The following is a 23,256-nucleotide window of genomic DNA, read 5'->3' on the forward strand; positions in this document are numbered from 1 at the left end:
CCCGAAGATATGTTGGCTTTGGCGGGCGTTGCGGCCGCGCTCAGGTGGCGATGCCGATGAGCGCTGAGCCCGAGTACCCGGCCGAGACGCTGCCGGTGAGCGTCGGCGTCATCTGCGCAAGTTGTGCAGAGCTGTTGTCGCCGAAGACGTTGTCCGAGGAGAGCGAGATCGCATTGTAGTTGGCGATGCTTGCGGTGTAGGTGGCATCGCCGGTAAATACGGCCGCGTTGGTGGCGGCAGGCATGGCCAGCTGCGAGATGAGGCTCGCCGTCCGTCCGGTGCTGGCGGCGCTGAGGCCGCCGGTGAACACCTCGAAATGGATGTGCGGCCAACGGCCCGAATAGCAGGCCGGATAGATGGTCGTGAAGGAGACGAGGCCGTTGGCGTCCGTCACCTGCACGCCGCGAAGGTAGCTCTCGGTCGTGACCCCGCTGGAGTAGAGCGAATAGCGGCCGTAGGCATCGCACTGCCAGATATAGATCGCGGCGCCCGTGATCGGCGCGCAGCCGTTGCTCACGTCAACCAGTTGAAGCTCCAAGGCCAGCGGAACGCCCACTGCGGTCGTGGTCGATCCGATGAAGCTGGAGCGGATGTCGGAACGCACGATGCCGCTCTGCGTCAGCACGTTGGAGGTGGCGCCGCTGGCGGTGTTGGTCCCGTCCGCCGGATAGGGACCGTTGGTCTCGCTCGGGTCGGCCACGCATGTCTCCGCAGCCGTCCCCCCGGAAGACGACGAGGACGAAGACGATGTGCTGGTCGAGGACGTGGTGGAGGTCAACCCAGTGTCGGTTCCCGATCCTGCCGCGTTTGCCGTTCCGCCATCATCGCCGCCGCAGGCCGCGAGCGCCGCCGTGGTACCGGCCGTGGCCAGGAAGGCCAGCGCGCGGCGGCGGGCGAAAAGCCGGCTGCCGATCGCGCCGAGGTCCTCGGCGAGGCCATGACCGTGCGTGCGGCCGTCCTGGTATTCGCGGGAGCGGTCGGTGCCGCCGCCGTGCTCGGGCTTGTCCATCTCGTCCTCCGTGCGACCGGACAGATTCGCCGGTCGTGCTTCGCGAGGAGGACTGTGCGCCGGGCTTTGCCGGTGGATTTCAGCCGGATTGCGGCTGCTTTGCCTGGATTACGTTACCTGTCGGTCACGGCGGGAACGAAGAGATAGCCCTCGTTGCGCACGGTACGGATGATGTCGCCGCCGCCCTGCCCTTCGGCCAGCTTGCGGCGCAGGCGCGAAAGCTGGACATCGATGGCGCGGTCGTAGTGCTCCGAATCCTCGCCGCGCGACCAGTCGAGAAGCTGGTCCCGGGTGAGCACGCGGCGCGGGTGTTGGGCGAAAGCCCGCAGGAGCCGGAACTCACCGTCCGACAGCGAGATCAGCGCGCTGGTGGGATCGAACAGGAGCCGCAGGCCAAGGTCCATGCGCCAGCCGGCGAAGTGAAGGCACGCGCCCGAATTGGGCGCGGGATCGCATGCCGTGGACGGCTCGGCCGCCGGCGTCACGGCTGCGCGGCGGCGCAGGACCGTGCGGATCCGGGCCAGCAGTTCGCGCGGATTGCACGGCTTTGCGAGGTAGTCGTCCGCGCCCATTTCCAGGCCCACGATCCGGTCGACATCGCTGCCGACGGCGGAGAGCATGATCACGGGCGGGGCATCTGCGCCCATCTGGCGCATCGCCGTCAATCCGTCCTCGCGCGGCATCATCACGTCGAGCACGATCAGGTCGAACGCCTCGCGCGCGAGCAGGGCGCGCATCTCCAGCGGATCGGCGGCGGTCACCGTCTCGTAGCCGTGCTTGGCGAGGAACTCTCCGATGAGCGATCGGATGCCCTCGTCATCGTCGACGATGAGAATGCGGGTCTGAAGGTCCATGGCCGGTGGTTCTAGGGTCATCGGCCCGTCATGGATAGGGCTTGTTCCCACCGGATTTCACGACGCGCGCCGGTCGTCCAGCCGCTGAAATTTCCATGCAAAACGGTGAAATCCGGCGGCAACCTCGGCCCCGCAGAACCGGAGGCATGGACAGTCGAGCCAGCCACGACACGTATCGGGCAGCCCGCTTCCCGAGCCCTTACGCGCCCCCCGCGCCGGGTCTCGCGACGCAGGCCCCGGTCGTGGCGCCGACCACCGCTCCCGGTGCCGCCGCCCTGGCGCCAAGCGGTGCCGGGGCCGTCGTCCGGGCAGGTACTGTAGTCGCACCCGTCCCGCCCGGCGACGGTTCCGGAACCGTTCACCATCCCCGCGATACCACTGCTGCGAGTCCACAAACTGACACAGGTCTGCGCTACCTGCCGCGCAACCGGTCGGCGATGCCATGCATTGTCGCCGGTGGCCTGAAAGTTTCCATCCGGGCTGTCGCGCCGATGCGGTGCGTGCCCCGGCCGGTCCGATGTGACCGTTCCCTCCACGGGCCGCCTCGGCCAGGGGCGGGAACGCGGAGCGGGGACAGGAGGGACGTGTCCCTCTCTCCTGTCCCTGCTTCGCATAGTTCGCCCGCAACAAACGACAAAGGCCTAGGCGCGAGCTCCCCATCCGGCGGCATCTCAGCTCGAATTCGCCGCCTTTGCATGGCACAGCCGCATCCATGAACCTACCCAGCTTTCCCCGCCGGCTTGGCATGCCGCTGGCGATGCAGATGGTTGCCATTCTCGTGTGCGTGCTTGTCGCCGCACAGGTGGTGACGCTGGCGCTTACCGTGCTTCTGCCTCCGCAGCCTGCCGCGCGCTGGAACATGGACGAAGTGGCCGCGGCCCTGCTTCCGGGCGGCGCCACACCGGGGCGGCTGGAGCGCAGGAGGATGAGCGGGCCACCCGACGTGCGGGGACAGGGCTGGCTCGTCTCCGAATCGTCGCGTGCTGCTCTGGCGCAGCGCCTCGGGCGCGAGCCGCGCGACGTGGTGCTCGCATTCTATACGCAGCTTCCGGTCGGAGGCGTCGCCGTTCCCGTGGCGGCGAACTCTCCCCTCGCTGGCCGAGCAAAACAGGCGCTGCGGACGGGAGGGAGCGTTGCCGCGCTGCTGGTTGGCGAGGCGCAGGCCCAGGCGATCCCCGGCGGTCCTCCGGCGGGCGGTAGCCCGGGTCCGGGGGGAATGCCCGGCGGCGGCTTTCCCGGAGGGCGGATGCCCGGCGGCGGAATGCCCGGAGGCAGCGGCTTTCCCGGGCGAGGCGGCTTCCCGGGGAGCGGCGGGCCGCGCTCCTCGACGCCGCCTGTCTCGGCCATGCCGCGCACGGGATCGCCGCAAGGAGCCACGCAGGGCAACGCGCCGCGTCCCGCACAGGCGCGCCCTGCCGCCCCGGCCGGGCAGCCGGGAGCGGGCACTCCCCAGCCAAAGCCGCCGGGCTCGCCACCCGCTGGCGCCGCGCCTTCGTCAAGCCGATCGCCGGACGGCCCAGGTCGTCCCGGTGGCTCCGGCAGCATCGGCGCCGCGCCCCCTGGGGCCGGAGGCGCCCTGCGCGCCGGCGTGGCTCCCGTCCTTCCGATCGTGCCGCCTTCCGTTCCGCGCGGGATAGATCCGGAAGCTGTCCCGGCGCGCATGGAGAACCCGTCTTCGGCGGCATCGCCCACCCCCGCGTCAGACGCGCCCGCACCGGCCCCGTCCCCTCTCGCCAGCACTCCCGCTGCCGTGGAGACGACCGCGCCCGTGCTGCCGCCCGTGGCAAGTGACACGCAGATGCTGCCAGGCGAGGAGGCCGAGCGCCTGCAGCCCCTCCCTTTCCGCAGGGCGAGCCGTTCGATCTTCCAGGCGGCTTCTCCGCCCTTCATCGAAGGGGACTTCGTGGCCGCTGCCCGGCAGTCCGACGGCAGCTGGCTCGCCGTCGCGCCGCGAGCGGAGCCTTTTCCCAACGCCTGGCAGAAGCGTGTGATGCTCTGGTTCGCGCTCTCGCTCGCGATCGTCAGCCCACTTGCGTGGATCTTCGTTCGCCGCATCGTTGTTCCGCTGCGCGACTTCGCCCGCGCCGCAGAGCAGCTTGGCCGCGATCCTTCGGCGACGATCCTGCCGCTGTCGGGACCGGCCGAGATCGGGCGGGCCGCCAACGCCTTCAACCAGATGCGCAACCGCCTGCGCGCTTTCGTGGACGACCGCACGGCAATGGTGGGCGCGATCAGCCACGACCTGCGCACGCCGCTGACCCGCCTGCGCTTCCGGATCGAGGACGTGCCGGATGCGCAGCGTGAAGGGCTCCTGAAGGAAGTCACCGAGATGGAAGCCATGATCAGCCAGGTCATCGGCTTCATCCGCGACGCATCGACGCCCGGTCCCCGGGAGAGAGTGGATTTCGCCGAACTCGTGGCCGGCAGCGTGGCCGACGCGCAGTTCGTGGGCGGCCGGGTCGAGATCGAGCGCAGCGTCCACATTCCGGTCGACGTCGATCCGGTCGGGATACGGCGCCTCCTCGGCAACCTTCTGGAAAACGCGGTGAAATACGGCGAAAGTGCGCGTGTGCGGGTGACGCTGACCGGCGGCGAGGCCGTGGCCGAGATCGTCGACGCAGGCCCGGGCCTTCCCGAGGACGAGTTCGACCGCGCTTTCGAACCTTTCTACCGCAGCGACGCCGCACGCCGGTCGGGACGGGCGGGAAGCGGCCTCGGCCTTGCCGTCTGCCGCTCCATCGCCAGAGCCCATGGCGGCGACGTGTCGTTCGCGCGCGGGCAGGACGGCTTCGTCGCGCGCGTCGCGGTTCCGGCGGCGTTCGATCCGGCCCTCCGCCCCTTCGTGAGCAAGGCGGCCTGAGGCAGATGCACCGCCGCGCCGCTGCCCACCTCGGCCTGCCTGTGCTGCTTCTTGTGCAGTTGCCCTTTGCCATGGCGCCTTCCCCTGCAGCGGCGCAGGATGCCGGAACGCAAGCGAATGCAGATGCCAGCGCCGATCCAACTTCGGCGAGCGGCGCGTATCTTTCGGCGGCGGCGCTGCAGTGGGATCTCTCCGCTTCGGCCGGCATCAGCGTGCGCGACGATGGCCCCGATGGCAGCTGGCAATCGCTGAGCCTGTCGCGCCGGATCGGCCGGGGATATGCCCGCGCCACGCTGATGCGCTACCACGGCACTCTCCTGCAGGCGGACGTGGCTCTGCCTTCCGACTACGTGGTGGGCACGCTGGGAGCCGGCGGGAACTTCGACAACTGGGTGGTCGACGGGTGGGTCAGCTACGGCCGGCAGCACTACGGACGGATCAGCACTGCCACAACCGGCGGAAGCGGCGGCGGCAGCCGCTCCAGCACGGGCGCGAAAGGCAGCGACTACTACGCGATCGGAGGCGACTTCGGTCGCGTCCTGCCGCTGGGCGATGCCTTCTACCTGACGCCCACGATCGCCGGTTCGTTCGCAAAGGGACGCCTCCTCCGCCCGGCACCGACCGGCTCGGGCCTCATCGATCTTGAAACCGACGAGCCGACATGGACGGCCAGCGCGGCTGTGCGGATCGATCGTGCCTTCGGCCCGGCAGGCACGCATTACGCCGGGCTTTCGCTTTCGCGCAACTGGACCAGCAACGGCGTCTCGGCCTTGCGCCTGCGGCCCGGCACGGGCGGGCCATCGCTCGACAGCAGGCATTACGCGGATGGCTGGTCGGAACTGGGCGCCAACGCCAGCATGGCGCTGGGCGCGCGGCTGCACCTCGACCTATTCGCGACGCGCAGCATCGGCATGGAGGCAGGCAATGTCTCGGCCGCGGGTGCGGCTCTGCGCGCCTCGTTCTGAGCCGCGCGCGCTGACCGCTCCTCAGTCCGGCGATCCTGCGAAAATCACGGGAACGTCGCCGGGCGACCAGGGAGCCAAGCGCACCATGATCCCCGTGAACAGGTCCGAGGCGAGGTGGCCCTCCAGCCAGGCCTTCAGGCGAGCGAGCGGCTGAGCCTCGAACCATTCGGGATCGACGGCGGCGAACTGGCGGACGAATGGCACGATGGCAGCATCGGCAAGGCCGCGCCGGGGACCGCAGAGCTGGCCGTGGGCGCGCAGGCGCTCGTCCAGATCGCGCAGGAACCCGAGCCCCGCCTCGCGGTGGGCGATTGGATCGGCAGCGTGTCGCTCGGGGTACTTGTACCGGTCGAGGTCATGCTTGAACCCCCGGTCGTTGGCATCGATCAGGAACGGATCGTCGCGCTCCAGCCAGCCTTCGGGATCGCGGCGCTGCAAAGCCCAGCGCATGATGTCGATGCTCTCGTCCACCACCGTGCCATCGGGCAGCACCAGCACGGGCACCGTGCCCTTGGGCGATGCGTCCAGCATCGCCGCGGGCTTGGCCGAAAGCCTGACCTCGCGCAGTTCGCACGCGGTCCCGCTCACCAGCAGCGCCAGCCGCGCGCGCATGGCGTAAGGGCAGCGACGGAAACTGTAGAGGACAGCAGTGCCGCTCACGAAGGGCCGCCCTGCCCGTCCTTGCTCTCGCGCACGGCGCCGACATGGGCGCGCCCCCTGGCGGCGGCGATCTCCTCCTGCCGCTGACGCTCGCGATAGGATGCGCGCTGCTCGTCCGTCCTCTCGGAGTGGCAGGCCGGGCAGCTGACGCCGACTTCGAACAACGGCGAGGTCTGCTCTTCCGGGCCGACCGGGCGGCGGCAGGCGTGGCACAGCGCGTGCGTTCCCTCGACCAGGCCATGGCCGATGGTCACGCGCTGGTCGAACACGAAGCACTCGCCGCGCCAGAGGCTCTCCGTTTCCGGCACCTCCTCCAGATAGCGCAGGATGCCGCCCTTGAGATGATAGACTTCGTCCACGCCTTCCTGCTTGAGGAACGCGGTCGATTTCTCGCAGCGGATACCGCCGGTGCAGAACATCGCGACCTTGGGCGGCTTTCCCTCTCCCAACAGGCGGGTGCGCTCTGCGCGGAACCACTCGGGGAAGTCGCGGAAAGTCCGGGTGCGCGGATCGACAGCCCCCTCGAACGTGCCCACGGCGACTTCGTAATCGTTGCGCGTATCGATCACGATGGTGTCGGGGTCCGAGATCAGCGCGTTCCAGTCCTGCGGCTCGACATACGTGCCGACGCTTGCCAGCGGGTCGATATCGGGCTCGCCCATGGTCACGATCTCCCGCTTGAGCCGCACCTTCATGCGGTGGAACGGCATCGTCGTGGCGGTGGACAGCTTGACGTCCAGGTCCGCGCAGCCGGGCAGGGTACGGATATGCGTAAGCACCTCGGCGATGCCTTGTTCGCTGCCCGCTATGGTGCCGTTGATGCCTTCGTGGGCCAGCAGCAGCGTACCGCGGATGGCATGCTCGCGGCAGATCGCCTCTAGCGGCGCGCGCAGGGCTGCGAAGTCATCGAAGCGCGTGAAGCAGTAGAGCGCAGCCACCCGGACGGCGGCAGGGGATGGTGTCTGGGGCATGTCCATGATGCGCCCATAGCGCGGACCGCCCGATCTGCCAAAGACCTCGCCTCAGCCTCCCGTGCGCCTGACCGTCACCTTGCCCAGCGCGATGTCCACGTCGGACTCGGACAGGACCTCCAGCGCGAGCATCTGCGAAGGACATCCCGCCGGGACCGAGAAGCGCGCCGCGCCAGCCCTATCCTCGCCGCCGCCGATCTCCAGGCGTCCGAGCTGCCGGCGCCGGTCTACGTTGCCGGGGTCAGCGCATTCGATCCGCCAGCGCACCCGACCCTCCGCTCCGCCTTCGATGGCGCCGGATGCATGCAGTTCCCAGGAGCCTGCCGGAAGCAGAAGGCGCTGCGAAAGCACATCGCCGCCGCCCGTGCGCCCGACCCGCAACAGCCTGCCCTCGCCGCTTGTCTGCGCATCGTCGAAATAAGCGCCTTCATCGCCGATCCGCCACCCAAACGGGCCCCAGAGCGGACGATTGGCGGCAACGCGGCCGAAGTCGGCGTCTACCACGCCCTTGGCAGGGTCCAGCGGGACCGAGGGGTTGGCTATCCGCGCAAGGTCCGCCACCGGTGCGCCCTCGCCGCGAGCGAAAGCCCGATCGAACAGGACGCGCAGCCTTGCGTCTTCAGGGCGATAGCCGCGCTTCATCGCCTCTTGCACGAAGGCGAGCATTTCGGGTGTGCGCTCCGGCCCGGCCTTGGCGAGCATCGACATGAGCGTCGCCGACCAGGGCGGATTGTCCTCGGCGACCCGTTCGGCAAGCAGCACGCGCGCGTCCGGGTTCGCCGCCAAGGCCAGGAAGGCGGCGCGCGTCTCGGGCACGAAGCGCGCACGGCGCAGCAGCGCGTCGCCCGAATTGAGCGCCGCATCCAGGCTGCCTTCCTGCAGCGACTGGCGCAGCTTCCACCACTGGACATCGGTGTTGCGCCAGGTCACGCGCGCAGACAGGTTCAGCAGTTCGACCGCGCGTGCGGCCTCGCCCTGTGCCAGCGCCACTTCGCCCAGTATCTGGAGCGCGCGGGAGTTGTAGGCTGCCGCTTTCAGCGCGGCGCGCGACTGGTGCTGCGCTTCGGCAAGATCACCTGTGGCAAGCGCGGCTTCGGCAAGCTGCCCGTGCGCATCGGATGTGACGGGAGGCCCGAGCGGGCGGACCGCGCCCTCCTGTCCGACCCCGATGGAACTGAGGGCGAGCCGTACGGCCTGGACGCCGCCAGCCACCATCAGGAGCGCGGCCGCGATCTGCACTGCCCTCGGCAGCGGGCCTGCCTGCTGCGGCGACATTTCGGAAGCCCGTCCCGGCAGCCGGGTCAGCACGCCGGCCATCGCTGCTGCGATCGCGCCGATCAGGAACGTGCGCGCGGGATAGTCCGCCAGGCTGTGCACCATGACCAGCACGATAGTGGTCAGCGCCGCCACCGAAACAAGCGTGTGCTCCCCTGTGGCGGGAAGGCGCAGCACTCGCAGGAAGGCGATTAACACGCCCCACAGCGCCGCGGCTATCGCAACGATCCCCAGCACTCCGGCCTCGGCGACGAGTTCCAGATAGTCGCAGTGAGCGTGGTTCAGATAAGTGCCGGAAACGGTCGAGAGGCTTTCGACCGGAAGAAAGGCGCGCGCGAAAGTGCCGAGGCCGGTCCCGAACGGGAAGTGGTACGTGACCATGAACCACACGTCGTCGAAACTCATGAAGCGCTCGTCGCCCCCCGCCTGCATCATCCGCGAAAGGATGCCCTGCCCGCTGCCCGAAAGCAGGAGCCAGGCGGCGCCGAGCCCGATGAGCACAAGACCGCCCAGCGCCATCGCGCGCGTCGCGGTCCGGCGAAGCATGATCGCTGCAGGAAGAACGCCCAGCGCCAGCAGCACCGCGCCTGCCCGCGACTGCGTCAGCAGAGCCACTGCGATCACCAGCAGGGCGATGGGCAAGTGCACCCAGGCCAGCACGCCGAGCTGCCCGGTCGAAACGCGGCGGACCGCCAGAAGCAGCGTGACCGCCAGCGTCAGCGCCATCATCATCGCCTGGTGGTTGCGATTGGCGAACAGACCGACGGGGAAGTTGTTGTGGGCGGAAACGTACAAGTGCAGTTGCCCGGTCGCCAGTTGAACGAGCCCTAGAACGGCGCTGGCACAGCCGACAGCAACAACGGCCCAGAGGAGGTACTCGCCCTCGTCATCACGCAGCCCTCGCGCCAGCAGGAACGCTGCGACCGGCACGGAAAGCCCGATCAGCCACTGCTGGGTGGCGGGGCCGTCGAAAGTCACGGGTCGCCAGTCGCCCGGCAGGACGGCGTTCGCAATTTCGATCACGAGCGACCGCCCCGGCAGGGATTGCCACGTTCCGGGCGGAAGAGGGATGATCTGCAGGACCGGCACGAGGACCAGGCAGGCAAGCAGCACCACGGTCCACCGCTGCGGCCCATGGCCCGCCTCTCTGCGCAGAAACGCCGCCGACGCCAGCAGCCCCAGTGCGAGAAGCTCCATCGCAAGGTCTCGCAAGGGGTTGGTCGCCGCGCTCCCGCCCAGCACGGCAGCGGCAGCGATCAGGCACGCCAGCAATCTCGAATGCATGGACCAGCTGCCGGGTCCATGGCGACGGGACCTTCCGGCGGTGATTGCCATCATGCAGATATTCCCTTGTGTTGCCGGCTGTGTTGTCGGCCGGTCGCCTGGAGTCCGGCCCCGGTCTGGCGCCGGAACGCAGTCCCGCAAGGCATTGCCGACAGGCACCAGCCTTACGCATTCTCACTTGCCAACTTTCCCGCATTGCAGCAAGTCTCGCCCTCAAGACCTGTCTGTGGGCCCATCCCGCCCAGCGCGCTTCTCAACTCAGCCGGGCCGTTTGGCCTCCTTCAAAGCCTTTCGCGATTCATCGATCCCTGCGAGTTCAGCCAATGCGCCTCACGTATGTCCACAACTCCGAGATCCCAAGTCGCGGTGCCAGCACGGTGCAGGTGATGAGGATGTGCGCGGCCTTCGCGCGCCTTGGCTGCGACGTGGAGCTGATCGTGCCCCACCACGGCGATGCGGAGCCGATGTCAGAGGCTGATGCCCTCTCCTACTATGGCTGCAGCGATGGCTTCGCACTGCACCGGCTGCCGCTTGGCCGGGCGGGCTGGTTCGGTTTCGCTCACGCTGCTTCAGGGCGCGCGAAGGAGCGGATGAGCGACCTCGTCTTCGGCCGCTGCATCCGCTCGTGCACGGCTGCCGCATGGCGGGGCATGCCAGTGATGCATGAGGCGCACGGACCCATGGAGGCTTACTCGAAGAGCGGAAGGCTGGCGTTCCGCGCGCTTGCCCGGTCGCCGAACTTGCGCAGGCTGGTCGTCATCAATCAGGCGCTGGCGGGGTATTATGCCGGCACCCTTCCCTCTCTCACCAACGCTCCTCTCGTCGCGGCGAGCGGAACCGACCCCGTGGAAGGTGCCGCTCCCAAAACCGTACCGCCGGAAGATTCCGGCACCAGGCTGCGCATCGGGTATGTGGGCTCGCTGTTCCCGGGCAAGGGAATGGAGCTGATCTCCGAAATCGCCCGGCTTTCGGATCACGACTTCGTGATCGTGGGCGGGGACGACGAACTGATCGCCCGGTGGAAAGCCGAGACAAGTTCCAATGTCACGTTCCGCGGCTTCATGCCCAACCGCGAAGTGGCCGCCGAGATCGCCGCGCTCGATATCGCGCTCGCCCCCTACGGCTCGCGTGTAAGCGGCGCTGGGACCAGCTTCGACCTCGCACGCTGGATGTCGCCGCTCAAGCTGTTCGAATACATGGCACACGCCCGCGCGATCATCGCCTCGGATTTACCCGCAATCCGGGAGGTCGTGACCCCGGGCCAGGATGTGATGCTGTGCAGCCCCGAAGATCCCGCAGCCTGGGTGGCGGCGATCGATACGCTTGCCCGAGACAAGGCGCTTCGCGCCAGCCTGGGGCAGGCCGCGCTGCAGACCTTCCTGCGGGAATATACGTGGGAGCAGCGGGCCCGAAAAATCCTCGAGGCGGCGTGATCGACCAGCCCGGTGCACGTACTCGGGGCTGAAGCTCAAGAAGCCTGGATCCGCTCGGAACCTTTTGAGACACCATGAGTTATGGGCAGCCATTTCGCTCATGCAGCAAGAATATCGGCTCTGTTCCCGATAGTTGCACGAACGGCAGCGACAGTCGCGGCTTCAAGCCATCCGGGAATTTAGCGGCAGGAAGAAAATAGCTGCAGGGTCTATTCGACCTGGGTAAGAGCCCCTATAGGATGGCGCCGTACGCAATTGCAGCATGGCGTGCGGATGCTGTTCGGGCGCGTCGATCGCTCAATCCGGCGGCTCGGCGATTGGTGGCTCGAGCGGATTGGTAGTTGCGAGCGTCAGCTGATATGGGGATCGAATAGATGAAGATTGCCGTTTTCGGGCTTGGTTATGTAGGCCTTTCCAACGCGGTGCTGCTTGCGCAGCATAACGAGGTCTATGCGGTCGATGTCGATGCCAGCCGCGTCGAGATGCTCAATGCGCGCAAGTCGCCCATCATCGATGCCGAGCTGGAAGACTTCCTGGCAAACGGCGAGCTGAACCTGACCGCGACGCTCGATGCCGCAGAGGCACTGGACGGAGCCGAATACGCGATCGTTGCGACGCCCACCAACTATGATGTCGACAGCGACAAGTTCGATACGTCTTCGGTGGAAAGCGTCATCGAGGTGGTGAAATCGCTCAATCCGGACGCCACGATCGTAATCAAGTCGACCATACCGGTGGGCTTCGTCGCCGATGTCCGGAAGCGTCTGGGAACGTCGCAGGTGATCTTCAGCCCCGAGTTCCTGCGGGAAGGGCGTGCGCTGCACGACAATCTCCACCCCTCGCGCATCATCGTCGGCGAGCGTTCCGAGCGTGGCAAGATCTTTGCGGACCTGCTGGAGCAGGGAGCGGTGAAGACCGACATCGAGGTGCTGTTCACTGACCCGCACGAGGCAGAAGCCATCAAGCTTTTCGCCAACACCTATCTTGCCATGCGCGTCGCCTTCTTCAACGAACTGGACAGCTATGCCATCGCACATGGCATGGACTCGCGGCAGATCATCGTCGGCGTCGGCCTCGACCCTCGCATCGGGCAGCACTACAACAACCCAAGCTTCGGCTATGGCGGCTACTGCCTGCCCAAGGACACCAAGCAGTTGCTGGCCAATTACTCGGAAGTCCCGCAGAACCTCATCCGCGCGATCGTGGATGCGAACCGGACCCGCAAGGACTTTCTGGCTGACCAGATCATATCTCGCAAGCCCACGAAAGTCGGCGTGTTCCGGCTGGTGATGAAGGCGGGCTCGGACAACTTCCGCCAATCCTCAATCCAGGGCATCATGAAGCGGATCAAGGCGAAGGGCATCGAAGTCATCATCTTCGAACCCGCGATGCAGGAAGAGAGCTTCTTCGGATCCCGGATCGTGCGCGACCTCGACACCTTCAAGGCCGAGGCTGACATCATCATCGCCAACCGCGCCAGCATCGAACTCGACGACGTGGCCGACAAGATCTTCACTCGCGACCTGTTCGGATCGGACTGAGCCTGATGCGCACGGCACTTGTAACCGGCTCGGCCGGATTCATTGGATCGTTCGTCTGCGAACGCCTGCTTCGCGACGGCTTCAAGGTCATCGGCCTCGATGCCATGACCAACTACTATGAAGTTACCCTCAAGCAGCGTCGCCAGGCCCGGCTGCTGCAGTCAGAGCAGTTCCAGGCGATCGAGGACTACGTCGAGACGCCCGGGCTTCTCATGGAACTGTTCGAGCGCGAAAAGCCTGATGTGGTGATCCACCTCGCGGCTCAGGCGGGCGTGCGCTACTCGATCGAGAACCCGCGCTCGTACCTTGAAAGCAACATCGTGGGCACATTCGAGCTTCTCGAAGCCGCACGTGCGCATCCGCCCCAGCACATGCTGCTGGCTTCCACTTCGTCCGCATTCGGCGCCAACACCGAGATGCCTTACCGGGAGACGGACAAGGCGGACCACCAGATGTCGTTCTACGCCGCCACCAAGAAGGCGACGGAGAACATGGCCCACAGCTATGCCCATCTTTTCGGGCTGCCCATCACCATGTTCCGCTTCTTCACGGTGTACGGCCCGTGGGGACGGCCGGACATGGCGCTGTTCAAGTTCACCAAGGCCATTCTCGCGGGGAGGCCGATCGACGTCTACAACTTCGGCGACATGAAGCGTGACTTCACCTACATCGAGGATCTGGTGGAGGCCATCCGCCTGCTCATCGACGTGGCGCCGATGCGGCCAGCTGCGGGCGAGGACGTTTCCGCAGGAGACAGCCTGTCTCCCGTAGCGCCCTGGCGCGTGGTCAACATCGGCAATTCCGACGCGGTTCAGCTGACCGATTTCATCGAAGCGATCGAAGACGCCACCGGTCTCAAGGCCGAGCGCAACCTGATGCCGATGCAGGCGGGCGATGTGCCTGCCACCTGGGCGGATGCGCAGCTCCTCAAGACGCTCACCGGGTACAGCCCGAAGACCGGCGTGAAGGACGGGGTGGCCCGGTTCGTCGAATGGTATCGGGACTACTACGAGGCCTGACCGGCTCCGAGCCGGTCGCCATGGGCTGATGTATCCAGGCCGGGCGGTCTCATCCGCCCGGCCTTTGCATTTCCGCCGTCAGGGCCGCAGGCGGCGCGAGGATATGAACAGCCTGCCCGGAGGCAGGTCGACGGCACCGCCTGCAGGGTTGGGATCGCGCACGAAAGCTTTGACGGTGTCGCGCGCGGTACAGTAGCCACCAAACTGCAGGCGGGTGTTGTTCTGTTCGTGCGTGACGGTGACTGCATCGCCCGGCTCCGCGCCGACATGAGTGAAGTTCACCGCGAACTCGGAATAGCCACCCGCGCCGATCGCCGGCGGGTCGATGCTGGCTGTTTCGGTCACGTGATCGCTGTCGATCGCGGCAAAGCCTTGCGCCTGCGTAACCGGATTGTACCCGGAAGCGCCCTTGCGCACGCCCCGCATGCGCAGGAGACCGATAGCTCCCGCGGTCGTTACGCCCGCCACGACTGCAGAGCTCTGTGCGACGGTTCCGCGGATGACGGGTGGCGGGATGTTGTCGACCTCGAGGCTTGCAAAACGCTGCGACACGCCGATCAGCGAAGTCGAAGGCGGATCGATGCCGAAATGAGTGATCTTGAAGTCCGACGCATAAGCGCGAGCCTGGATCGGCGCCTCGGACGTCGTGCTGAAAGCAGCGACGCGCCCCAACCGGCTGCGGCCGAACGTCTTGATGTTCGACACCTCGGCAAAGCCGTCCGAGTAGCTCGCGATGCCCGCGGCGTACTGTGCATTGATGAAAGTGACATCCTTGATGATCTGGCGCCCGCCCGCCCCGGTGGCAGTGTCGATGCCGTTGAAGCTGCCGCCGATGCGCGTCGCCCGCCAGGTCGAGCCCTCGCGCGTCAGCTGGTAGATGAAGAATGCGCGCAGATACCCGGCCGCCATTTCCGCGCCCGATGAAGTGAGAAGCGGCTCGCCGTTAAGGGTGGCAGGGCCTGCATTGTCACGCGGCGACATGACGAACAGAGCATCGGCGTATTCGTTCGGGTAAGGATGGCGGAAAGTGAATGCATCGCCGCTTCCGGCGAGTTCCGGCACAAAGCGGCCAACTCCGGGATATGGCTGCCCACCAGGTGCTATCACCACTACCGCCGCGTCGGCAGCGCTGTAGTAGAACCCCTTGATGAACCCGTTGCTCACGAGTCCGTTGCTGGTTAGCGGCGTCAGACCTGCCTCCCCGCGAACCATGATCGGGAACGTCTGACCTCCCAGCGTAAGAGTAGCACCTGCCAACATCGTTCGCATGGGAATGGCCCAGTACGCCTTCCCGTCGACAGGCGCGTCCGGCAAGGCGATGTTGTTGTTGTTGCCATCGACGATTGGCACGTTGGCAGTCCAGATCGCGGCGCGGATGAGAATCCTGTCGGTCGCGGGCTGGTACACCGCCTTGTAGACCACGTCGGTGCGCAACTGGCCGGGGTAGACCGGCCCCCCCCCGTGCTCTGCATCATGACCTTGGCCCCGAATGGGCCGATCTTCAGCGTAGGCGCGGAGGTGGTGTTGACCGCGTGCGGCACGAAGTAATGCTCGACCGTGTCGGTCAGCATCGTGTCGAGCCGCATGTAGTTGACCGCATAGGCGTCCACCGTGCCTCCATCCGGCGTGGAGGCGACCAGCGGCTCGTAGATCCACTCGATGGTTATCCCCTTCGTCAGGTCGGCGTCGGAACCGTCTATGCGGATCGCCGCACTCATGCGTGGATGCAGGTGCGTGCGATAGCGGATCGGGCCGTGCTGTACGGTTTTGGAGGATTTGATCGCGATGCCGCCCTGGGCGTTGCCTGCGCTCTCCACGTGAATGTTGCCGAGCGAGACCCGGTCTCCGACGGTGTAGACGGGTTCGACGTTCGAGGATGCGCCGTCGACGCAATCCACCCGCCGCACGAAGATGTCGTCCATGTACACGTCGGAACCGAACGCCTGGACCCCGTTGGACTGGCCGTTCGATACGACGCCATCCACGTGGACCGCTTCCATGTGGATATGGCGGTTGAGCACGAGATCGTGGGGATAGCCGCCTACCCGCACGCCCTGGTAGCTGCAGTTCCTCACGAAAATGTTGCGCAAGTATGCTCGGCGAAATCCATTGGCCTGGTAGCGGATGCCCTGCCCCCGTCCGGTGCCGTTGGCGTTCAACAGCCCTTCAAGGGTCACACCCTCGATGATGAGATCGCGGATGCGCGAGGACTCCAGGGTATTGAGGACCAGCCCCTGCCCGCAGTTGAGATGATTGATATACCGCAGAACGAGATCGTGATCGGAAAGGTCGATCCCGTTGGTGTCGCAGGTGATCAACGCTGCGAAGTTATCGAAGCTCACGCCCTCGATCGAGATCGGCGCACGCAGCGCCAGGAAATTCTTGGCCCCGATGCCGTTGGTGGCGACGAACTTGCCGCCATCGCCTCGCACTTTCAGCGTTTGGGTGACCGCTAGAGCACCGCCCCACTGCGTGCCCATCCGGAAGACATCGGTGCCCAGATCCACCGTTTTTCCGCTCGCCATCGCCTCGCTCAGCGCCGCGCGGATTGCCGTGCCGTTATCCAGAACGGGATTGGCGACATCGACGTTCGCCGCGCGCGAAAGGGCGATCACCTTGCCGTTAACGGCGGGTGCGATCCCATCCATGTAGGCTTTGGAGGGGAACGCGCCCAACTGCACGGCGGCGCCTGCCTCGTTACGGTAGTCGATAGCGTAAGTGCTCCCGCTACCCCGCACCCTGAACACGCCTCCCGGGGCCGTAGCCGCCAATCCCGCAGCCACGGTCTCATGCAGAGGCTGCGCCAGGATGGCCTGCGTTGCCGCCAGTTCGGAGCGCAGCGCCTGCTGGTTGGAATACTCCGCCGCGGCCGACGACAGGGCTGTCTGCGTCTCACCATTGGCAAGTGCGATAGCCGCGCCGGCTTCTGCTCGCGAAGCCTGATGGGCGGCCTGCTCGACGCAAGCGCGTGCGATCGCCGCCTGCTCCTCGCCGTCCACTCGGGCCTGGCGCGCCCACAGCCTTGCGCTGCGGCTTGCCGGATCGGTGGGGTCGGGAGTTTCCTCGCCATCGGCCCACGTGCGGGCGCGTGCAATGGCTGCATCGGCCTGATCGGTGAGCAGTGCGAGCGCCTTGTCGCGGCCGGAGGCCAGGGCCTCGTCGACACCGCCCGCGATACGAGCGGCACGATCTGCTTGCCGCCTGGCTTCAAGCGAATCCGCGCCGCCGTAGATGAATGTGCGACCGTCCCTGAGATGATACAGCGTCGGCATCAGTCGGGTGCTCCCTGCTTGATCGTGAGACTTCCGAAGCATTCCGCGCGCTTGGGACTACCGGGCTGCGTGACGTAGAGCGTGTGGTAGAGAACGACGTCGTCGGTTTCGCCGGGGGCGATCGGAAGCGCCTTGAGGGTGCTCGCGTCGATCTGCGCGATGAGATAGCTGCCGCCGACGGTCTTGCCGGTCACCGGATCGACCATGTCCGCTTCGTATCTTGCATGGACGCCCTGGGCCCCCGGCTCCGCGTTCTCCAGCCGGATCCGGACCTCACCGCCCGGTGCCGTCGCGAAGGACCAGGCGAATTGGGCTTGCGACAGGTCCTCGCTGACGCAGACAAGGTAGTCGAGGCTGTCCTCCCCGCCCCACGTCGCATGACGGAAGGCGTCGAAATTGCATTCAAAGGCCATGTATCGTTCCTCGGATGTCAGGCCCGCGCGTCATCGCCGCTCGCAGCGGTGCACGAGCTGCAAGGCGATAGCGGGGGCGCGGGGAAAGGCTCCATGTTCCTGGGGAACATGAGGTGGCGGGTGCAGCAGCGCGCGTGCAGCCGACAGCGCGAGCGAAGGGTTGTCAGGTGTGGCGCATGCGCTCGACGGAAGGGCAACAAGTCCCGATCCATTCGATGCGGCACAGTACCTCGGGTGAACCGCTGTAGGAAAGCGGTTAAACGCTGCGATCACTCTGCCGAGATCGCGGAGCGGCTTTTTATGGCTACGCTACTGGATGGCGCAGGCTTTCTGCGGGTTAATACTTGCCGCAGCCACTGCACGCTGTACACGGGCTTGGTGCGCCGCAGCAAGGCAACGTGCGTGAGTACCTTCGTGCAGCAAGGATGCCTTTCTGAGACCGCCATTCCAAACGGCGCAGGGGCAACATCTCGCCCCGCCGCTCCCGCAATGCTGAAGGAAGAGCCCGAACCTTGCGCATCATGCTGACGAACACGCTTTTCCCGCCGATCGTGAAAGGCGGCGCGGAAGTTTCGACCTTCAACCTGGGGAAGGCGCTGGCGGAACGCGGACATGACGTACACGTGACAACCGTGGCCGCCGAGGAAGAAAGCGTTTCGACCGAGCACGGGATGACTGTTCACCGGGTGACCCCGAGGCTGGTGGATTACCCCTTCGACAAGCCGGAACGCGGTCAGATCCGCAAGCTGGGCTACCATGTGGTCGAGAACTACAATCCTCTTATGAGGGCTCGCCTTGCAACGATCATGAAGTCCGTCCGGCCCGAAATCGTGCACACCAACATCATGCAGCTTCTCACCTGCGGTGTGTGGGATGCAGCGCGCGACTCCGGCGCCAAAGTGGTGCACAACCTGCGCGACTACTGGCTGCTGTGCTCGCGCTCGGGCTTCTTCCGCAACGACGAGCCATGTTCACGCAAGTGTCTGGACTGCTCGATCGTGACGGCACCACGCAAACGGCTGACATCAAAGGTCGATGGCGTGGTCGCCGTAGGACAGTACGTCCTCGACACCCACCTGTCGGCGGGGCTCTTTCCGAACGTCAAGGTTGCCCGCGCGATCCTGAGCGCCACCGCTTCCGTGAACGGTTTCACGCCGCGTGATCGCAGCGACGGAACCGTCGTGATCGGCTTCATTGGCCGCATCAAGGAATCGAAGGGCTTGCGGATCCTGCTCGAGGCAATGGCGCGGGTCCCGCGCGACAAGCCGATTCGCCTCGTCGTGGCAGGAGACGGAGAGGCCGGCTACATGAACGAAATGCGGGCGCTTGCCGACGAACGCACAACGTTCCTCGGCTGGTGCAAAGCACCGGACCTTTATTCGCAAGTCGATCTCGTGGTGGTGCCCTCGCTCTATCCGGAGCCGCTGCCCCGCAGCATTCTCGAGGCCTACAGGTTCGGCCTGCCCGTCATCGCCGCACGATCAGGAGGGATTCCCGAAGTTGTCGAATCAGGGCGAAGCGGCTGGTTGTACGAAGGTCCCGACGTGGCCGGTCTTTCGAAGCTGATCGAGGCCTTGCCGGGACCTGACGGACTTGCCGCTCTTGACCCTGGCGCACGCGAAACGATCGTCCGGCGCACAGATCCCGATCATGTCGTGAATACCTATGAAAGCGTATATCGGCAGGTTCTTGCCTGACGGACAGTGCTCTTCCCGAACTTTCCCGGCGTTGCGAGCCTTATCAGCAATTAACTTTATACTGCGCCGCAACATATTCGCGGCCTGTTTGTTCATGGCGGCCGCACGGTCGAGCAATTCTCAGGCGGCAAAGCGCCCGTCGCTACTACGAGGCACCCGGGCCGGTCGCCATGCTGCAAGTGAGAAAAGAACTGGTAAAGGTACCTATGCTCTGATACCCCCTGTACCCGTCAGCAATCTTGACAGGAGAATTGCGAATGAAGGTATTTGCTAAGCTTACCGCGGGAGTGGCACTCGCCTCTCTCGTGATCGCGCAGCCGGCGCTCGCCGCGTCGCCCCGCGCAATGAACTCGCAGGCCACCAGCTCGGCCGCCGGCAAGGTCACGGGCGTTCGCGCCTCGACCGACGTCGCTCGCGAGAACAACGCTGCTTCGGGCGGCATCCTCATCGGTCTCGTGGCGCTTGCCGCTGCCGGTGCCGGCCTCTACTTCGCGCTCGACGACAACGACGACGAGCCCGCAAGCCCCTGATCGTTCTGTCCGCGAGGCCGTTCTGGCACGCGGATCATTACGTGAATACGCAGGTCGAGCTGCGGCGCCTCAGGCGCCGAAGCTCGACCTGTCGCATCGCTCCTAATTCATGATTCTGCACAGGCATCGGAGCATGGCCTCGCAGCCGGCCGATCCGTGGTATAGTTTTTTGCGGTTGCTCGTGTTGCGCGTACTGGACGCGCCGGGATGTGGGGTTTGAGAGTGCAGAAGAAAATCGGTTGTCTCGCTGGTGTGATGCTCCTTGCTGGCTGCTCCACCTCAAGCAAGGTTCCGAATGATCTCGCCGCTCAATCAGCGATTGTTCCGGCCAATGTCGAAACCCGTTACCTGCTTGGCCCCGGAGATCGAATCTCGGTCAATGTCTATGGCCAGCAGGATATGTCGCTTTCGGACGTGATCATCGATCCCCAGGGCCGGATCAACATGCCGTTCGTCGGTTTCATCGAGGTTGACGGCATCGCCGCGCCAGATGTTGCCGCCAAAGTGACGGACGCGCTCAAGCCGGCGTACCTGCGCAACCCGCACGTTACCGTCAACGTGATCGAATTCGCATCCCGCCAGGTGGTGGTCGATGGCCAGGTTCGCACGCCCAGCGTGGTAAAGCTTTTCGGCAGTTCGACTTTGACCGAAACGCTGGTCAGGGCCGGCGGCCCGGACCCGCTTGCGAAGCTTGATGAGATCGTCATCATCCGCAATGTCAACGGCGAGCGCATGGCTGCCCGCTTCGACCTTCGCGCGATCCAGAACGGCACGATGGAAGATCCCAAGATCTACGACGGCGACCGCGTCTTCGTCGGCTACAACAGCCTCAAGGGCCTCTATCAGGATGCCATTCGCGTGCTGCCGTTCGTTGCCGTTTTCCAGCGGTTCTGACGCCGTCCGCTCTTCCGCGCAGGCCGGCTAGAACGGTAACCCGCGCGAAAGGGCGTCCGGATCTCTCCGAGCAGGAAATTCAGTACATGACATCCGGGCCCGCTTCGACCTCCATCCTGCCATCCGTGGAAGCGAGCGATTCCGGGAATGCCGGACAGGCAAGCGACGCTCCGCGCGCGCAAGGCTGCATCGTCCACATCATTACCCGCTTCATTCGCGGCGGAGCGGACGAGAACACGCTGTTCACCTGCAATGGCCAGGTAGGCGAAGGCGCGGAAGTCCACCTTGTCACGGGCGAATACCATCCGGCGATGGTCGCCAAGCTCCACCCCGGCGTCACCTGGCACCACCTTCCTTCCCTGGTACGGGATCCTTCGCCGAGCGACGTACGCTGCGTCGTTGACCTCGTGCGCCTGCTTCGCCGACTGCAGCCGGCGGTCGTCCACACGCACGAGAGCAAGGCCGGGATCCTCGGACGCATCGCGGCTCGTCTGGTGCGGGTACCGATTATCGTTCATGGCGTCCACATTCTCCCGTTCGTCAACGTGTCGCCGGTGAAGCGAGCATTGTACCTTGGCATGGAGAAGGCTGTCGCTCCGTTCACGGACAGCTATGTCAGCGTGAGCGAGGAAATGCAGCGCCTGTGCATCGTGAATGGCCTGGGGCGACGGGAAGATCATTCCTGGGTGCCAAGCGGAATGCCCATCGATTCGTACCGCCACGCCGAGAAACTGGACTTTGACGCTGTTCTTCCAGCAACGCTCAAGGGGCAAGGGCGCACCGTAGGGCTGATCGCCGGCCATCTCGAAAAGCGCAAGCAGATCGGCGAACTCGTCGATGCGCTCGCAGGATACCGTGAGCGGGCGGACTGGGTGTTGCTGATCGCGGGTGAAGGCCCCGAGCATTCCGCCCTGCAGGCCAAGATCGAACGGCACGGTCTTGCGGGCCACGTTGTCCTGCTTGGCTATCGCAGCGATTTGCCGAGCCTGCTGGCGAGCGCCGATGTCGTGATACATGCCGCAGGCAACGAAGGCCTGCCGCGCGTCGTGGTTCAGGCAACGCTTGCCGGAAGGCCCGTCGTCACTCCCGCACTTCCCGGCATCGACAGAGTGGTGGCGCATGAACGCAACGCCCTGATCAGCCCCATCGACGATTTCGACAGGCTCGCCGCGAACTTCATCGCCCTTGTCGACGATGCGGAGATGCGCACGCGAATGTCCGCCGAGGCGCGCAAGGTGGACCTTTCGCCCTGGAGCATCGAAACCATGGTGACACGCATCGCCGACGCCTATCGCCGCGCTGCGGTGCGCAAGTTCGGGACTTCGGCAGCCCTCGCGTCCTCGCATTCTCCCGAGGACCATTCCACGGGTTCGGCCGAACCCGCGGCCGGCTAGTTCCTGCAGCGATCCCGTGCCGCGTAGCATCATGAAGCGCACCGTGCGGGCCGGGATGGCGCTCCTAGCCTTTGTCGTCACCGGTGTGGCTTTCACCCCGGGTCGAACCGCGAGCCCGAGCATAGATCCGGCCCAATCTGCCGCGCGGCCCTGGCCGGTTGTGGTTCATGCGCAGATGGCAAGGCTTGGATCGATCGAGTTCGCCTTGCGCCGTGCGGCCGGAGATAGCTGCGAGGAGCGCAGCGCCGCAATCGGCGTCCGCATCGATTCGCTTCAGGCCTATCCCCCAGGCGATCGCGGAGCGGTGCGTCAGCTCACCGGTCTCGGCGATCTGCCGCAGGTCGTTGCGGTCGCTCCCGGCAGCCCCGCCGCGCGCGCCGGAGTGCAGGCAGGGGACGAGATCGCCGCCGTGAACGGAGAGTCCGTCTCGGCGATCGAGGCACGCATCGACGAGCCTTCCCTGATCGCCGACGCGCTGGAAGAGGCGATTGCCGACACTCGGTCCGACGCGCCCCTGGTGCTCGAACTCCGGCGCGCGGGGAAACCGTGGCAAGCTCAGCCCGAACCCATGCATTTGTGCGCCGCACGCTTCATCCTCAAGACCGGCGAAGGCCTCGTCGCCTACTCGGGAGGCACGGACGTGGCGATCAGCGACAAGCTGGTCGAGTTCGCGCGGAACGACGACGAACTCGCTGTCTTCGCCGCGCACGAGCTTGCACATGTCCTGGCCAAGGACGGCAAGACACGCAGCCTTCGGGAACGCCGCGCCATGGAAGATCGGGCAGATATCCTCGGCGTCGAGCTGATGCGCTGCGCCGGATACGATCCGGTGCGCGGCATGGACATCTGGCGGCGCTACAATGCGCGCGATCTGCTTCGCTGGTTTCGCGACGGCACACACCGGAATGTACCCGATCGCATCGCCCGGATGACAGCGCATCTCGGCTCGTCTCCCGGTTCCTGCCCGCCGCCAGTCCCGCAGCTTCCCGCAAGCATCTGACGCTGGAAAGGAGTTCCCGCCGCCTCCTGTATTCGCTGAACGGACTGCTTCGCACTGCCAATTTCGTTGCTCTGCAGCAAGGATGCCGCTAGCTGCATTTACTTAGGTCTGGCTTGTTGAAGCCGGGGTTTCCCGGTACTGCAGAACAGCACCCAACGCGCGATGGCGCCTGACGTGTAACTTGG

General features: G+C 65.8%; 18 protein-coding genes. 10 read left to right on the forward strand and 8 right to left on the reverse strand.

The genetic code is table 11. The annotated features are described in order from the left end of the window. Nucleotides 1–40 precede the first annotated feature (40 nt). Both GR702_RS18655 and GR702_RS18660 read right to left on the reverse strand, forming a co-directional pair. A complete protein-coding gene (locus tag GR702_RS18655; RefSeq protein ID WP_160987216.1) occupies nt 41–1,009 on the reverse strand; it encodes an intradiol ring-cleavage dioxygenase in 969 nt (322 codons plus the stop codon). A gap of 113 nt (nt 1,010–1,122) precedes the next feature. Next, entirely contained in the window at nt 1,123–1,884 is a 762-nt protein-coding gene (locus tag GR702_RS18660; protein ID WP_237449807.1) for a response regulator, read from the reverse strand. Nucleotides 1,885–2,575: 691 nt separating this feature from the next. Between GR702_RS18660 and GR702_RS22595 the strand changes: the two genes are divergently transcribed. Together GR702_RS22595 and GR702_RS18670 are read left to right on the forward strand one after the other, a co-directional pair. Beyond that, the gene (locus tag GR702_RS22595) at nt 2,576–4,723 is read left to right on the forward strand and encodes an ATP-binding protein (protein WP_160987217.1); all 2,148 of its coding nucleotides are present in this window, start codon (nt 2,576–2,578) and stop codon (nt 4,721–4,723) included. 5 nt (nt 4,724–4,728) lie between these two features. Continuing rightward, nucleotides 4,729–5,688 carry an autotransporter outer membrane beta-barrel domain-containing protein gene (locus tag GR702_RS18670; RefSeq protein WP_237449808.1) on the forward strand — a complete coding sequence of 320 codons (960 nt, stop codon included), beginning with the start codon at nt 4,729–4,731 and terminating at the stop codon, nt 5,686–5,688. 21 nt (nt 5,689–5,709) lie between these two features. On the opposite strand, the gene GR702_RS18675 is transcribed toward GR702_RS18670, so the two are convergent. From GR702_RS18675 to GR702_RS18685, 3 genes are read right to left on the reverse strand one after another with little or no spacing between them, the layout of a single operon-like run. Further along, on the reverse strand, nt 5,710–6,348 hold the full coding sequence (locus GR702_RS18675; RefSeq protein WP_160987218.1) for a glutathione S-transferase N-terminal domain-containing protein: 639 nt from the start codon (nt 6,346–6,348) through the stop codon (nt 5,710–5,712). Then, on the reverse strand, nt 6,345–7,325 hold the full coding sequence (gene trhO / locus GR702_RS18680) for an oxygen-dependent tRNA uridine(34) hydroxylase TrhO (RefSeq protein ID WP_160987219.1): 981 nt from the start codon (nt 7,323–7,325) through the stop codon (nt 6,345–6,347). Before trhO ends, GR702_RS18675 begins: the two co-directional genes overlap by 4 nt. A 45-nt stretch (nt 7,326–7,370) precedes the next feature. After that, nucleotides 7,371–9,932, reverse strand: coding sequence for an O-antigen ligase family protein (locus GR702_RS18685; RefSeq protein WP_160987220.1), 2,562 nt, complete (start codon nt 9,930–9,932; stop codon nt 7,371–7,373). Between the two features lie 269 nt (nt 9,933–10,201). Here GR702_RS18685 and GR702_RS18690 point away from each other — a divergent pair, with 269 nt between their 5' ends. The 3 genes from GR702_RS18690 to GR702_RS18700 all read left to right on the forward strand — a co-directional run bounded on the left by GR702_RS18690 (nt 10,202) and on the right by GR702_RS18700 (nt 13,871). Further along, nucleotides 10,202–11,311 (forward strand): glycosyltransferase family 4 protein, encoded by a 1,110-nt coding sequence (locus GR702_RS18690; protein WP_160987221.1) that lies wholly within the window; start codon nt 10,202–10,204, stop codon nt 11,309–11,311. Nucleotides 11,312–11,685: 374 nt separating this feature from the next. After that, nucleotides 11,686–12,852 (forward strand): nucleotide sugar dehydrogenase, encoded by a 1,167-nt coding sequence (locus tag GR702_RS18695; RefSeq protein WP_160987222.1) that lies wholly within the window; start codon nt 11,686–11,688, stop codon nt 12,850–12,852. A 5-nt stretch (nt 12,853–12,857) separates the two neighbouring features. Continuing rightward, on the forward strand, nt 12,858–13,871 hold the full coding sequence (locus GR702_RS18700; RefSeq protein WP_160987223.1) for an NAD-dependent epimerase/dehydratase family protein: 1,014 nt from the start codon (nt 12,858–12,860) through the stop codon (nt 13,869–13,871). 78 nt (nt 13,872–13,949) lie between these two features. Here GR702_RS18700 and GR702_RS18705 read toward each other — a convergent pair whose 3' ends face one another. From GR702_RS18705 to GR702_RS18715, 3 genes are read right to left on the reverse strand one after another with little or no spacing between them, the layout of a single operon-like run. After that, complete coding sequence (locus GR702_RS18705) at nt 13,950–15,035, reverse strand: hypothetical protein (RefSeq protein ID WP_160987224.1); 1,086 nt, start codon at nt 15,033–15,035, stop codon at nt 13,950–13,952. 23 nt (nt 15,036–15,058) lie between these two features. Then, nucleotides 15,059–17,143, reverse strand: coding sequence for a hypothetical protein (locus GR702_RS18710; RefSeq protein ID WP_160987225.1), 2,085 nt, complete (start codon nt 17,141–17,143; stop codon nt 15,059–15,061). Further along, nucleotides 17,143–17,556: a hypothetical protein gene (locus tag GR702_RS18715; RefSeq protein WP_160987226.1), complete on the reverse strand. Its 414-nt coding sequence runs from the start codon at nt 17,554–17,556 to the stop codon at nt 17,143–17,145. The genes GR702_RS18710 and GR702_RS18715 overlap by 1 nt, the downstream gene beginning before the upstream one ends. A gap of 521 nt (nt 17,557–18,077) precedes the next feature. On the opposite strand from GR702_RS18715, the gene GR702_RS18720 reads away from it, so the two are divergent. From GR702_RS18720 to GR702_RS18740, 5 genes are all read left to right on the forward strand, one after another. After that, nucleotides 18,078–19,253 carry a glycosyltransferase family 4 protein gene (locus GR702_RS18720; RefSeq protein ID WP_237449812.1) on the forward strand — a complete coding sequence of 392 codons (1,176 nt, stop codon included), beginning with the start codon at nt 18,078–18,080 and terminating at the stop codon, nt 19,251–19,253. 257 nt (nt 19,254–19,510) lie between these two features. Beyond that, the gene (locus GR702_RS18725) at nt 19,511–19,783 is read left to right on the forward strand and encodes a hypothetical protein (protein WP_160987228.1); all 273 of its coding nucleotides are present in this window, start codon (nt 19,511–19,513) and stop codon (nt 19,781–19,783) included. A 222-nt stretch (nt 19,784–20,005) separates the two neighbouring features. Then, nucleotides 20,006–20,677, forward strand: coding sequence for a polysaccharide biosynthesis/export family protein (locus GR702_RS18730; RefSeq protein WP_160987229.1), 672 nt, complete (start codon nt 20,006–20,008; stop codon nt 20,675–20,677). A gap of 86 nt (nt 20,678–20,763) precedes the next feature. Continuing rightward, entirely contained in the window at nt 20,764–22,071 is a 1,308-nt protein-coding gene (locus tag GR702_RS18735) for a glycosyltransferase (protein WP_160987230.1), read from the forward strand. 16 nt (nt 22,072–22,087) lie between these two features. After that, nucleotides 22,088–23,071 (forward strand): PDZ domain-containing protein, encoded by a 984-nt coding sequence (locus GR702_RS18740; RefSeq protein WP_160987231.1) that lies wholly within the window; start codon nt 22,088–22,090, stop codon nt 23,069–23,071. The last annotated feature ends 185 nt before the right edge of the window (nt 23,072–23,256 follow it).

Origin of the sequence: Novosphingobium silvae, assembly GCF_009856825.1 — a bacterium.
Taxonomy (GTDB): domain Bacteria; phylum Pseudomonadota; class Alphaproteobacteria; order Sphingomonadales; family Sphingomonadaceae; genus Novosphingobium; species Novosphingobium silvae.